This is a genomic window from Actinoplanes sp. NPDC049316 (genome assembly GCF_040677315.1).
Classification (GTDB): domain Bacteria; phylum Actinomycetota; class Actinomycetes; order Mycobacteriales; family Micromonosporaceae; genus Actinoplanes.
This window is the reverse complement of the sequence record NZ_JBFAQM010000051.1, coordinates 1-12,953: the sequence shown is the minus strand read 5'-3', so window position 1 is coordinate 12,953 and position 12,953 is coordinate 1. Positions and strand designations below refer to the sequence as shown.

The 12,953-nt window shown below is 70.4% G+C and carries 9 protein-coding genes; 2 read left to right on the top strand and 7 right to left on the bottom strand.

Annotated elements, in window-relative coordinates; translation table 11 throughout:
- Window positions 1-20: 20 nt before the first annotated feature.
- From AB0K03_RS39900 to AB0K03_RS39880, 5 genes are all read right to left on the bottom strand, one after another.
- Complete coding sequence (locus AB0K03_RS39900) at window positions 21-1,112, bottom strand: ABC transporter permease (RefSeq protein ID WP_364696969.1); 1,092 nt, start codon at window positions 1,110-1,112, stop codon at window positions 21-23.
- A gap of 82 nt (window positions 1,113-1,194) precedes the next feature.
- Window positions 1,195-2,730, bottom strand: coding sequence for a sugar ABC transporter ATP-binding protein (locus AB0K03_RS39895; RefSeq protein ID WP_364696966.1), 1,536 nt, complete (start codon window positions 2,728-2,730; stop codon window positions 1,195-1,197).
- Entirely contained in the window at window positions 2,727-3,905 is a 1,179-nt protein-coding gene (locus AB0K03_RS39890; RefSeq protein ID WP_364696964.1) for an ROK family transcriptional regulator, read from the bottom strand. The genes AB0K03_RS39895 and AB0K03_RS39890 overlap by 4 nt, the downstream gene beginning before the upstream one ends.
- 207 nt (window positions 3,906-4,112) lie before the next feature.
- Complete coding sequence (locus tag AB0K03_RS39885) at window positions 4,113-4,562, bottom strand: hypothetical protein (protein ID WP_364696962.1); 450 nt, start codon at window positions 4,560-4,562, stop codon at window positions 4,113-4,115.
- A gap of 86 nt (window positions 4,563-4,648) precedes the next feature.
- A complete protein-coding gene (locus AB0K03_RS39880) occupies window positions 4,649-5,044 on the bottom strand; it encodes a hypothetical protein (protein WP_364696959.1) in 396 nt (131 codons plus the stop codon).
- A gap of 204 nt (window positions 5,045-5,248) precedes the next feature.
- Between AB0K03_RS39880 and AB0K03_RS39875 the strand changes: the two genes are divergently transcribed.
- Together AB0K03_RS39875 and AB0K03_RS39870 are read left to right on the top strand one after the other, a co-directional pair.
- Window positions 5,249-6,169, top strand: a complete 921-nt coding sequence (locus tag AB0K03_RS39875; RefSeq protein ID WP_364696957.1) for an AfsR/SARP family transcriptional regulator — start codon at window positions 5,249-5,251, stop codon at window positions 6,167-6,169.
- Window positions 6,170-6,263: 94 nt separating this feature from the next.
- Window positions 6,264-6,629 carry a hypothetical protein gene (locus tag AB0K03_RS39870; RefSeq protein WP_364696954.1) on the top strand — a complete coding sequence of 122 codons (366 nt, stop codon included), beginning with the start codon at window positions 6,264-6,266 and terminating at the stop codon, window positions 6,627-6,629.
- A 47-nt stretch (window positions 6,630-6,676) separates the two neighbouring features.
- On the opposite strand, the gene AB0K03_RS39865 is transcribed toward AB0K03_RS39870, so the two are convergent.
- The gene (locus AB0K03_RS39865) at window positions 6,677-10,708 is read right to left on the bottom strand and encodes an SGNH/GDSL hydrolase family protein (RefSeq protein WP_364696951.1); all 4,032 of its coding nucleotides are present in this window, start codon (window positions 10,706-10,708) and stop codon (window positions 6,677-6,679) included.
- A gap of 745 nt (window positions 10,709-11,453) precedes the next feature.
- On the bottom strand, window positions 11,454-12,482 hold the full coding sequence (locus AB0K03_RS39860; protein ID WP_364697039.1) for a YihY/virulence factor BrkB family protein: 1,029 nt from the start codon (window positions 12,480-12,482) through the stop codon (window positions 11,454-11,456).
- Between the last annotated feature and the right edge of the window lie 471 nt (window positions 12,483-12,953).

The window sequence follows — 12,953 nt, the reverse complement described above, 5'->3', positions numbered from 1 at the left end:
CCGCAGGGTGTGGGGGCGGATCAGCGGGAGGTACGGCCCAGGAGATGGGTGAGGGATTTGTAGCGGAACTGCTGGATCAGCACGGCGGCGACGATGATGCCGCCCTTGACCATGTTCTGGGCCTCGGTGGAGAGGTTGTTGATCGCGAACAGGTTGGTGATGGTGGAGAAGACCAGCACCCCGAAGAGGGCGCCGACGATGGTGCCGCGGCCGCCGCTGAGCAGCGTGCCGCCGATGATCGCCGCGGCGATCGCGTCGAGTTCGTAGAGGTTCGCCATCGCGGCCTGCGCACTGGTCGCCTGCGAGGTGAGCATGATCGCCGCGATGCCGCAGCAGAGACCGGAGAGCGCGTACAGCAGCACGGTGTGCAGCCGGACGTTGATGCCGGCGAGCCGGGCCGCCTCGACGTTGCCGCCGATCGCGACCGTGCGGCGGCCGAAGGTGGTGCGGTTGAGCAGGACCCAGCCGGCCGCGACGACCAGCGCGAGGATGATGACCAGGATCGGGATGCCGAAGACCCGGGTGCTCGCGATGTCGTTGATGGTGGTGTTGGACGACACCTGCGTCTGCTTGCCCGAGATCTGCGCGGCCAGGCCGCGCGCGGCGACCATCATCGCCAGCGTCGCGATGAAGGGCACCAGTTTCCCGTACGAGATCAGCACGCCGTTGATGAGCCCGACGACGACGCCGACGACGATCGCGGTGAAGATCATCCCACCCGCGCCGTAGCTCTGGGTGGCGAGCGTGGTCGACCAGACCCCGGCGACCGCGACGATGGCGCCCACGGAGAGGTCGATGCCACCGCCGATGATCACGAAGGTCATGCCGACGGTGACCACGCCGATCGCCGAGGCCTGCTGCAGGATCGTCCAGACGTTGTTGGTCACCCACGTCGGGTTGCCGTACAGGTCCGGCCGGGTCGCGATCCCGATGATCACCAGGATGACGAGGACGCCGACCAGGCCGAGGTTGCGGCGTACGGGCTCCGCGCCGTCACCCCTCCACCAGCTCTGCCGCTGCGGCGTCGCGGCTTCCCCGGCGTCCTTGGTGATCGCGGGCTCGACCGGCGGCGACTGCGCCGGCACGCCAGGCTTCGTGCTCTGATCGGTCACGCTGTGCCTCCCTGGCATGCCTCCTGGCCCTCGCCGTCACGGCCGTCGCCCGCCTGCGGCAGGTGCCGCTCGGTGCAGTGCGTCATGCCGGCTCTCCCTCCATGAGGGACCCCGCCATGACGAGGTCCAGCACGGTTGCTTCGTCGATGTCCTGTGCGGGTGCTTCGTGGATCAGGTGTCCCTCGCGCATGACCAGCACCCGGTCGGCCAGCCCCAGCACCTCGGGCACCTCGCTGGAGACCAGCAGCACGCCCACGCCGCCGGCCGCGAGGTCGTGGATCACCTGGTACAGCTCGGCCCGGGCGCCCACGTCCACGCCGCGGGTCGGCTCGTCGAGCAGGAGCAGCTTGGTCTTGTCCAGCAGCCAGCGGCCGACGACGACCTTCTGCTGGTTGCCGCCCGACAGCGTGCGGACCGGGCGGCTCACGTCGCGGGGCCGCAGGTCCAGCTGGTCGGCCGTACGCATCGCCGCGGCCTTCTCCCGGCCGGCGTCGGTGAAGCCGCCGCGAGCGTACCCGGCGAAGGAGGACAGCGTCATGTTGCGGTAGATCGGCTCGTCCAGCAGCAGCGCCTGGCTCTTGCGCTCCTCAGGAGCCATGCCCATGCCGTGGCGTACGGCGTCGCCGATGGAGCGGATGCGCTTGCCGGCCAGCCGCACCGTGCCCGCGTCCGCCCGGCGCGCGCCGAAGATGGTCTCCAGCAGCTCGGAGCGGCCCGAGCCGACCAGCCCGGCGATGCCGACGATCTCACCGGCCCGGACGGTCAGCGACGCGTCGGCGAACTCGCCCTCGCGGGTCAGCCCCTCCACCTCGAGCAGCGGCTCCACGTGCGGGCCGGCGGCGCGCGGGGGGAAGACGTACTCGATGGTGCGGCCGGTCATGCGGCTGACCAGTTCCCGGGTCGAGGTGCTGCGGGCCGGGAGGTTCGCGGCGGTCGTCCGGCCGTCCTTGAGGACGGTGACCCGGTCGCCGATGTCGCGGATCTCCTCCATGCGGTGCGAGATGTAGATGACCGCGATGCCGTTCGAGGTCAGCTCCCGGATGATCCGGAACAGGTTCTCGACCTCGTCGTGGGCGAGCACGGCGCTGGGCTCGTCCATGACGATCAGCTTGGCGTCGTGCGAGAGCGCACGGGCCATGCTGACGATCTGCTTGCCCGCCGCCGGCAGCGAGCGCACCAGGCGGCGCGGCGGGATGTGGTCGTGGCCGAGCCGGGCCAGGATCTCCCGGGTACGCGCGGCGGTCGAGCGCCGCCGCAGGAACCCGCCGTGGCTCTCCTCGTGGCCCAGGAAGGCGTTCTCGGCCACCGAGAGATCGTCGACGAGGTCGAGTTCCTGGTAGATCGTGGCGATGCCGGCGCGCATCGCGGCCTGCGGCGTGGCGGGCGCGAACGGCTCGCCCAGCCAGCTGATGCTGCCCTCGTCGGCGTGGTGCACCCCGGCCAGGATCTTGATCAGCGTGGATTTGCCGGCGCCGTTCTGACCGAGCAGGCAGTGCACCTCGCCGGCGCGCACTTCCAGCTCCACGCCGTCCAGGGCCCGTACGCCCGGGAACGTCTTGACGACGCCTTCCAGCTTGAGCACCACATCGCGCTGCTCGACGTTCTCCGGCGCCGTCATGACGCCTGCTCGAAGGCCGTGTCGCTGGCCAGGACGGCCGCACCGGTGACGCCCGCGCGGGCCCCCAGCTCGCTGAGCACCACCGGCAGGTTGCCGGTGGCCAGCGGCAGCGAGCGACGGTAGACGACGCTGCGGATCTCGGCGAGCAGGATGTGGCCCAGCTGCGCGAGCCCGCCCCCGATGACGATCATCGACGGGTTCGCGAAGCTGACCAGCGTCGCCAGCGTCGCGCCGACCCGGCGGCCGCCGTCGCGGATGAGCCGGATGCAGGTCACGTCGCCCTCGGCGGCGCCGTCGGCGACGTCACGGGCGCCGAGCTCCCCGTTGGCGGCGAGCCGTTCGGCCAGCGCCGGCGACTCCCCGCTGCGGGCCGCGGCGAGCGCGTCGCGGGACAGCGCCGCGCCGCTGAACAGCGCCTCCAGGCATCCGGCGTTGCCGCACGAGCACATCGGACCGTGCGCGTCGACCTGGATGTGCCCGATGTCGCCGGCACACCCGTCCACGCCCCGGTACACGTCGCCGGCGAGGTGGATGCCGCAGCCGATGCCCGTACCGATCTTGACGAAGAGGAAGTCGTCCACCGAGTGGGCGACCCCGCCGTGCCGCTCCCCGATCGCCATGATGTTGACGTCGTTGTCCACGACGGCCGGGCACCCGTGCTCACGGGCCAGCAGCTCGCGCACGGGGTAGCGGTCCCAGCCCGGCATGATCGGCGGGGAGACCGGGACGCCGTCGCGGAAGCTGACCGGTCCGGGCACGCCGATGCCGACGGCATCGAGCTTCTCGTACGCGCCGTCCGTCCGCGCCTTCGCGAGCAGCTCGTTCACCCGGTGCAGGATCGCCTTGGGCCCGCTGCGGATGTCGGCGATCTCCCGGTACGCGGCGACGGGCTCCAGCCGCCCGTTCGTCACCTCGATGTCGATCGAGCTGGCCCCGAGGTCGACCGCGGCGAACCGCAGCCGCGGATGCAGCTCCACCAGCGTGGACCGGCGACCTCCGCGCGAGGCGGCCATCCCGGCCTCGGCGATGTAGCCGGCGGCGACGAGCCGCTCGACCTCGGCGAGCAGCCGGGGCCGGGTCAGATCGAGCCGGTCACCCAGCTCGGCGCGGGAGATCGGGCCCTCGTCCCGCAGCAGGCGGAGAAGACGCAGATGAGGGGGGTCGACGACATGCACGGGCAACCTCCGGGCCGTTCACACCGCCGCAACGGTACGGTGTCACGCCCGTCACACTAGGGCCCTTCCGCCGCGCTAGTCCATACCTTCTCGTTGATCGCTACGAACTTTTGTCACTGGATTCAAAAGTTGATGGTGCTGGTCGCACGCCGTTCGCCCCGGCCGCCGAGGGGGCATCGGCCGGAGCGAACCACCCTGCTCGGTGCGTCAGGCGAGGATCCACGGGGTGCAGCGCCAGGTGCTGGTGCCGAAGTTCGAGCACGCCCGGAACCGGTCGTCGTCGACCGTGCTGTTCGGCACGGTGGCGGTGTCCTTGGTGCCCTCGAAGGCGTACGAGCTGGAGTTCTTGGTGTGGGTGGTCTGCCAGCCGTACGTGCCGTTGACCTGACGCTCGACCCGCCATCCGTAGTTGAAGCAGCAGGCGGCGGTCCCGTCCGTGATCGTCAAGCGGGCGTACATCGTGCAGCTGGAGGTGCTCCGGAGCGCGACGCTGATCCAGTTGCCGCCGCTGAGCCAACCGCCGCCGACCTGGCCACCGCAGGCGGCCGCGGTGGCCGACGCGGCCGACGGCACGGCGCCCAGCAGCGCGCCGGTCATGCCCATGGCCAGGGCGGTGAGGGCGCCCGCCCGGCCGAATCGCGCGACGGTCCTCTTCATGATGTTCATGCGATTCCTCTCGTCGGCCCGGCCGAGGCCTCGGCCCGGGTCAGTGATCGAACGGGATGTCGGGGCTGCCGGACCGGTCATGCCGGGCACTCCTCCTGGGCGCCGTGCTCCCGCAGCCGGCTGTCCGGAAGCCAGCCCTGGTACACCGGGCCGCCGTTGCTGTAGCGCACCCGGCTCCACGTGTCGCGTCCGGCCACTGTGTCGCCCTCGGTGTAGCAGTCGAGCGTGACCCAGCGGCCGGTGGCGAGGGTGATGACCCGGCTGCACCCGACGTGCGGGCCGGTGCGGATGGCCTCGCCCGACGTGCCGGCCGCCGCGACGACCTGATCGCTGCCGTAGTCGAGATCGGCCGAGCGGTGGGAACAGTCCGCCTGGGCCGCCGTGCCGGTGAGGGCGACGGCGGCGGCGGCGAAGGCGAGCGTGGTACCGGTGAGCGCCGAGACCGTGCGAAGACGTGCCGACTGCATGGTCATCAAACTCCTTTTGGGGATCGACCCGGAGACCACGACGCTAGGAAGCGCCCCCATCGAGTCGCCATCGAGCCGCCATCGATGCGCTCCCGTACCACGCCGCGGCCCAGCACATACGCATTTCAGAAGGGTCCCCGTTGTTTGATTGACACCCTTCAATCACCGTGGAACATTGGGCCGCAACGACGATGATCGGGGGATCGTTTCGTGGAGTTCCGCATTCTCGGCCCACTCGCGCTCACCACCGGCGAACCGGGCGTCCTGGGTGGAAACAGGGAACGCAAGATTCTCGCGGCCCTGATTCTGCTGGCCAATCAATCCGTCACGACCGACTTCCTGATCGACGTCATCTGGCAGGACTCGCCGCCGCACACCGCACGTCAACAGGTGCAGAACTGTGTCGGTGCCGTACGGAGCCGGCTGCGCCGCCACGGGGTCAGCGCCGAGATATCACGCCGGTCGACCAGCTACCGCCTGCAGATCGCCGAGGATCAGGCCGATGTCCTCGTCTTCCGCCGGCTCTGCGAGCAGGCCGACGAGTTCGCGGCCCGAGGTGACATCGATGCCGGTGTCGCGCGGCTGCAGACGGCGCTGGACCTGTGGCAGGGCCACGTGCTCGAGGACGTCGACTCGGCCGCCCTGGCGGGACACGTGACCGCGCTGGAGGAGGACCGGATCCGGGCGATCGAGCTGTACGTACGCCTGGAGATGAGCCGGCGCCGGGCCCGGGCGGTGCTTCCCGGCCTCTCCGGCTGGGCGCGGCAGTACCCGTACCACGAAGGTCTGCACTGTTCCCTGGCCGAGGCGCTCCGGACGGCCGGACGGACCGCGGACGCGGTCCAGGTCCTCCACGAGCTACGCCGACGACTCCGCGACGACCTGGGCATCGAGGCGGGCACGCCGGTCCTGGAGCTGGGACACCGGCTGCTGGGCCGCCCGCAGCGGGTACGCGTCCCGGCGGTCGCCTTACCGGCCGGCACCCTCCCGGCGGGCACCCTCCCGGCGGGCACCCTCCCGGCGGGCACCCTCCCGGCCGGCAGCGACGACCTCGTGCGCACCATCGAGTCGGCGATGTCGAGCCTGTCCACCGTGCTCGAGCTGCTCACCCGCGAGGATCGGCTCGTCTGATCACCGCCGTGGCCGCACGCCGTTGTGACCGGCTCGCCGGTCACAACGGACCGGCATGTCCGGACATGAGCGCAGGGCGGATAGCTTGGTGCTCATGACGTCGAAGGGACGCCTGGCGCGCTGGGCCGACGCCAGGAGCAGCTCGGACCTGATCGCGTACGGTCTGCTGGCGGTCCTGGTCGGCGCCTATCCGTATTGGACGGTCCGCTCCCGGGGCTTCTGGCAGGATCCGTCTGACGAGTTCTGGACCCCGATCATCGTGGCGGCCGCGGCTCTACCGCTGCTCTGCGCGGCGGCCGGCGCGGTACGCGGATGGCGCCGGGGCCGGGGATCCGGCAGGGCCGGCGGCCTCGCGGTCTTCCACGGCGGATGGTGGTTCGCCGTGACGGCGATCGTCCTGACCGTCCTACGGGCCATGACGCTCGCCGTCCTCACTTTGATCTATCTCTCGGATCGGTGACGGCGGTGACGGCGCGCCGTTCGACACAGCGCGCCGCCACCGGTGCGTCAGAGACCGATGGACCGCAGGGTTGCGTTCAGCGTGTCTCGGTAGTAACCCGCCCCGTCCGCATTCGGATGGAAGGCGCTCGAGGCGAGGAAGCTCGGCTTCTCGCCGGGCCCCTGGTCGGTCGTGGGGCCGTTGATGCCCGAGTTCCGGCTGCAGTAGCCATGGCCCTCGAAGGCCGGCACGGGGTCCGACGCCCACGCCTTGATGCCGGTCGTCCGCGCCGTCGTGGCGATCTCGTTGGCCAGCGCCGACATCTCGACCGACGCCTGGTTGAAGAATTCCGTCTCACCGCCGGAGATCTGCATCACCGTTGCGATGTTGATGCAGAAGTCGGACGGATCCAGCAGCTTCGGGTACGTCATCAGCACGATCTTCGCGTTCGGCGCCATGGCGCTGATCGCCCGGAGCATCGTGGCCAGCGTCGGCCGTAGCTTCTGCTCCATGACCCGGGGCACGTAGTCGCCGATGCGTTCCGGCGCCGGCTGATCACCCACGCTCGGCTTGGGGGTGAAGTCCAGGTTCATGCACTCCGGCAGGACGAAGGAGAACAGGCACTTCTCCATGACGCCCGTCCACTCGATGTCGTTGCCGCCCACCGTGATGGTGACGAGCGTCGTGTTCTCGTCGAGGAAGCCGGAGTCCATCTGCGTGACCTCCCGCATGGATCCGTTCTGGGCGGTCTCCCGCCACCCGTTGGTCCAGGGCTGGTTGGTCGTCGGATCCTTGAACTCCTTCCCCGTGATCGGATTGACGCCGGCGCTGGGCAGCATGTGCTCGCTCTGCGTACCCGCACAGGCCACCATCTGGTAGTCCATCTTCGGATCGCGGGCATCGTCACGCTGCCCGATCGTGCGGCTGTCGTCCGCGAGCGTGGCGATCCGCGACCACGCGTTCGGGGCACGGTGGCACCCGTTGCGGAAGGCGTTGTTGCCCGGCACGGTGTTGTGGTTGGACACCGGGTAGAAGTCGGTGTCCGGGTCGGCGACGACGCCCTCACCCGAGGAGTACGAGTCACCCATCGCCACCACGAAGTCCGACGGCTTCGCCGACAGCGGCTGGATGGCGACGGCGTCCCACACGACGTTATCCACGCCCTGCGTCTCCTGCTTGGTCCGGGTGATGTTGCTCAGGCTGATCGACGGCGTACCCATGAACTGCATGGCGCCCAGCGAGACCCACTGGCTGCTGCCGCGGTACTGCCCGGCCACCCGCCACTTGTACCGGGTCGCGGCGGGAGCACCGGACCCCCGGTCGATGCGGTAATGGGCCTGCTGGGTCTCACCGATCGTGTACGGCAGATGCACCCACACCTTGGCCCACTGGTTCATCGTCCGGTTCAGGGTCCACGTACCGGTGACCCCGACCTTGTTGCTGGCGTTGAGCTCGGGACTCTGCTCGTGGGCGAACCACAGGTGCCCGTTGACCCCGGTGCCCAGCTGATGGAAATCGATCTTGGACGGGTAGTCCACCGCGTTGCTGTTGAAGACCAGGCTGAACGTCCCGTTGTTGGCGGCTCGCGTCGTGCACGTGTCGGAACGGACCACCGGGATCGAGTTGTCAGACTCGTCGATCACCAGCGCCCCGGCGGGCAGGTCGGGCAGCGACTGGCCGGAGGCCGGGCAGATCGGCGGGTAGTGCGTCCCGCGTGCGGGCTCCGGCGCCCCCGCGGCGTAGCGAGGGTTGCGGTACCCGCAGCTGGTCTCACAGTTCGGCTTGTACGTGGCGGGCCAGTGCCACCAGCAGTGGTAGTCCGAGTAGTTGCACAGACCCGGACCGGTGGCGCCGCTGGGGAAGGAACAGTTGTTCTGGGTCCCGCAGAAGGTGTTCAGCGGCGGCTTGATGGCAGCCGTACGGTCCGCCGAGGTGGACCACCAGGCCTGGCCGTACCCGGGCTCGTAGAAGTCGGGCCGGCGGTAGTCGGACTTGACGATCGGGTACGCGGCCCAGCCCATGATCTTCTCGGGGTAGGGCCACCGCTCGGGGTGCGCCGCGTCGGCCTGGCCGCCGCCGCCACCGCCGTCCGGTCCGTCGAGAAACGGCTTGCGGTTGTACGGGTAGTCGGGGTTGGCCGGGTTGTTGCCCCACCCGAGCCCCCAGTTGCCCCGGCTGTCGGTGCACGTCGGGCTGGGGGCGCACCCAGTGGTGTTGCCGGTGCTGGCCTGCGGGTTGAGCCCGCTGTTGTACGCCCACACCGACGCGAACCAGTTCTCCGGCCGCGCCGGGTCCCCGTTGTTGACGACGATGCCGGCACCTCGGGTGGTGTTCCACTTCTCCTGCAGGATGCGCAGGCCGGCGGCGATGTTGGTCGCGTAGTCGATCGCGATGGCTTTCTGCTCGTCGGCGGGCCGCGCGACCTCGTAGGGCTTGGTACGGCCGGCGAGGCGCATGCCGTCGGTCACCTGGGCGACGCCGTACCCGCAGTCCGCCTGGGTGAAGTTGATCGACCAGCCGCTGCGGATGCCGTAGTAGGCGCCCACCAGCGGGTTGCCCGGCACACCCTCCAGCGCGTGCCAGGACGCCTGCCACATGTTGGATTCCTGCGCCAGGACGGCGAGCATGATCTGAGCCGGCACGAAGCCGCCCCCGGCCAGGTCGATCGGCCGCTCCATGGTCTGCGGCGACCAGGCCGGCAGCCCCGAGCCGCGCCACCCGGCGGGCCGGGTGATGGTCAGGTTCTTCTCCACGGCGAGCGTCGCGGCCCACTCCACCTGGGCCCAGTGCGGCTGCTCGGCCTGCGCGGTGACGTCGTTGCGCGACACCGCGCAGTAGCGGTCCACCTCCAGCGGGCTCGTGGCCGAGCCGGCCGGTTCGGCGGGCGCCGACCGGGCGACCTCGGCGCGCGCGGCCTTGAGCTGCGGCGCCATGGCGAGGCCCTCCGCCCGGCGCTTGCTGATCCGGGTCAGCGGGTCCACCACGAAGGCCGCGGACCGGCCGGTGGCCCGGAACGTCGCGTGCTTGCCCACCGGAAGGCTCCCGTCGGGCCGGACCCCGGCGGCCGGCGGTTTCGCGTCCGTGGTCAGCACCGCCTCGCCCGTCGTCGAGACCTCCGCGAACGGCTGTGACGGCACCGCGGTGACACCCGGGGGCAACGCCGCCACCCTGGCCGGCTTGCCGGTGATGAAGACGCGGCCCTGCGTGCCGCGAGCGAGGGTGACGTCGGTGAGCGGGCCACGGCCCAGCTCGCTGACCCTGCGCGTACGGTCCCAGCGCCGCACCGCGGTCGTCGCGTCGTCCACCTGCTGGAGGAACGTCAGCCCTCCCGCGCCGTCGGCGGTCAGCGACGCGGTACGCCCAGCCGTGGCGACGAGAGTCGACGTCGTACCGTCCCGGTCCACCGAGACGATCTTCGCCCCGTCGGCCGCGGCGATCCCTCCCTCGAACGGCACCGCCGCGGTCAGCTGACCGGGCACGTCGATCCGCGAGGTGATCTTGCGGCTGGTGGTGTCGACGAGATGGACCCGGGTACGCCCGAGATCGGTGGCGCCGCTCTGGGTCAGAGCGGCCTGCTCACCGGCGCCGCACCCGGGGTTGTAGTAGGCGATGCTGACGTTGACGTCGAGCTTGGTCACCGCGCCCGACTCCACATCCACCACCGCGGCGAACGCGCCCCGGTTGAACAGGTGCTCCCGGTTGGAGAAGTGCCGGGGCTCGTAGACGACGACAGCGTTGCGCCCCGAGGCGGTCAGGCAGGCGTTGCCGATCCACCGGTCCGAGCTGATGCCGGGCTCCGCCAGGGTCGCCGCGGTGCGCCAGACGTACCCGTCCTCGGCGTCGGCAACCAACAGGTGCAGGCCCTGACTGTCACCGGAGGTGGTCCACAGCCGGTCGGACGACTTCTGCCAGTTCGCGCCGATGACACCGGCCCGGTCGGCGGGCGCGACGGCGTCCGATGCCGGCGTCGCCCGGCCGGCGGCCGGGGCGGGTGGTGGCTTGGCCGGCGTCGCGGGCTTGGCGACGGCGGCTTGCCCACCCCCGGCGATGAGGCCGATCACCAGGCAGGCGATCGGGATCCCCCGTGTACGTTTGCTCATGAGCTCCCTTTCTCGAGGCACGCCGCGGGTGCGCCCGGGCTGGGCGCGGCGGCTGCTCATGGACGGACAGCTCCGGGTGGCCGGCTCCGGCTCGGAGCCGTTGCCCGGGTCTGTCGTTTCCGTACGGGCCTCCGCCTTCGCTTCGTCGCTCGGAAATGGCGATGGCGGCCGCACGATGTCGCCGGCGCCGAATATGCACGGCGCCGGTCAGGAACGAGGCCGGCCGAAAGCTCCGGCGGGCCGCCGGCGGGTCATGGAGTGCGGAACAGCGAAATTGCTCGCCCGGCGACGAGAATCGTCGCGGCGTCCGCCGATCGGCGAGTTGTCACCCAGGGCCGGCGGACGATTCGGTCCCGCCGGGAGAAAAGGTTCCGGGTGGTGAATCCGACCGTACGGAAAAGGTTCGCATGATCGGCAACCCCCGCATCAAATCCGACGCCCCCGTAGCATCGCAGTGATTGACGTCCATATTGGTCGGTGTCGCGCCCCCGCGCAAGAGAGCTACGGTCTTCGATGTCTGTGAGTGCGTGGGGAAGCGTCGCGGTGATCGCGCCGGGCATGCCGACGGCCACGCGCGCCCGCCCGATGTGCGGCCGCAGCAACGACCCGACCGCCGCCGCCGGTGCCGCCCGGCCGGTGCGACCAGCCGACCCGGGTCGCCGTCCGGGCCGGTCGTGGGGCCTGGACACACGAAACGGCCGCGTTCCCGGCGAGGGAACGCGGCCGCTTGGCCGTCTGCGGCGCGTCAATTCGTGCTGAGACCCTTTTCGCTGCCCTTCTTGAGCTTGCGGTCGTCGCGCAGCTGCAGGAACGGCTCGTCGTCCGGCGAGTGGCCGGCGGCGATCGCCCGGCCGCGCTCCAGCTCCGCGTCCAGCTCGGCCCCGAGCATGATGGCGATGTTGGAGATCCAGAGCCACACCAGGAAGGCGATGACACCACCGAGCGTGCCGTACGTCTTGTTGTAGTCGGCGAAGTTCGCCAGGTAGATCGCGAACGCGGCGGAGGCCGCCACCCACACGAGCACCGCGAAGATGCCACCCGGGCTGACCCAGCGGAAGCCGCCGGTCTTCGCGTTCGGCGACGCCCAGTACAGGATCGCGAACATCAGGCTGACCAGGATGACCAGAACCGGCCACTTGGCGATGTTCCAGACGGTCACGATGTTCTCGCCGAGACCGATCTGCTGACCCACGGCGCTGGCCAGGCCGCCGGTGAAGACCACGATGACCGCCGACAGGATGAGCATGATGCCGATGACCGCGGTGACGGCGAGACGGATCGGGATCGTCTTCCAGACCGGCCGGCCCTCAGGCACGTCGTAGATCGCGTTCGAGGCCCGCATGAACGCGCCGATGTAACCGGAGGCCGACCAGAACGCGGCCACGATACCGATGATCGCGGCGAGACCGGCCTTACCCGGGTCCTGCACCTGGGTGAGAACCTGGTCGACCAGGTTCTGGATCTGCTGGCTCGGCGCGACCTGCTGCACGGTCTCCTGGACGGTCTGCTGCCCGTTGTCGCTGAGCATGCCCAGGACCGACACGAGCACCAGCACACCGGGGAAGATCGACAGCACACCGTAGTAGGTCAGCGCGGCGGCCCAGTCGGTGATGTTGTCCTGCGAGAACTGCTTGAAGGTCCGCTTCAGGGCACCGAAAATGCCCTTGCCCTTCAGCTCGGCCGGGCTGTGCGGCCCGGCGTCGGGACCGGGCGCCGACAGATCGTTGTCCCGGTCGTCCCCGGTACGCGACGTGGCAGCCGCCTCCAGATCCATCCCCTTGCGGCCGGCGTCCCGCTCACCGGCGGCGCGCGCCGCAGCGGCGCTCTCGTCGTGGTCGCCGTCGTGCGACGTGCCACCGGCCTTGCCCAAAAGCTTCATCGCGAGATCCCTCCAGGGCGCTACGCATGGTCTCGTCGGGCGCATCCGCATCGGCTCCGCCACACCGAGCCCGTGCGATCCGCGACCTGAGGGGGTGATGCCCGCCATCCTGGTGCTTTAACCACCTTCTGCCCAGGCTGCGTTCAGTGCTTGTCCAGCTCAGATGGTCTTGAGCGGGAGCCTGGCGGTGTGCGGAACCGGTCACCCGGAGCCGACCGGCGCGGGGTGGAGGGCACGCCGGGCAGACGCGGAGGGCGGCCGCAGACCGGGACGCCGAGCCCGGCGCGGATCAGGAACAGCCCGTAGCCGGAGCCCCGGCCTCCCCCGCGCCCGCTCATTTGCCGAGATCGGCGAGGTTGTCGTTGT

Bases quoted from the DNA above. Each gene is read 5' to 3' on its own strand.
- AB0K03_RS39895 (WP_364696966.1), bottom strand. From the start codon at position 2,730: ATGACGGCGCCGGAGAACGTCGAGCAGCGCGATGTGGTGCTCAAGCTG.
- AB0K03_RS39865 (WP_364696951.1), bottom strand. From the start codon at position 10,708: ATGAGCAAACGTACACGGGGGATCCCGATCGCCTGCCTGGTGATCGGC.
- AB0K03_RS39860 (WP_364697039.1), bottom strand. From the start codon at position 12,482: ATGGATCTGGAGGCGGCTGCCACGTCGCGTACCGGGGACGACCGGGAC.
- AB0K03_RS39880 (WP_364696959.1), bottom strand. From the start codon at position 5,044: ATGACCATGCAGTCGGCACGTCTTCGCACGGTCTCGGCGCTCACCGGT.
- AB0K03_RS39870 (WP_364696954.1), top strand. From the start codon at position 6,264: ATGACGTCGAAGGGACGCCTGGCGCGCTGGGCCGACGCCAGGAGCAGC.
- AB0K03_RS39885 (WP_364696962.1), bottom strand. From the start codon at position 4,562: ATGAAGAGGACCGTCGCGCGATTCGGCCGGGCGGGCGCCCTCACCGCC.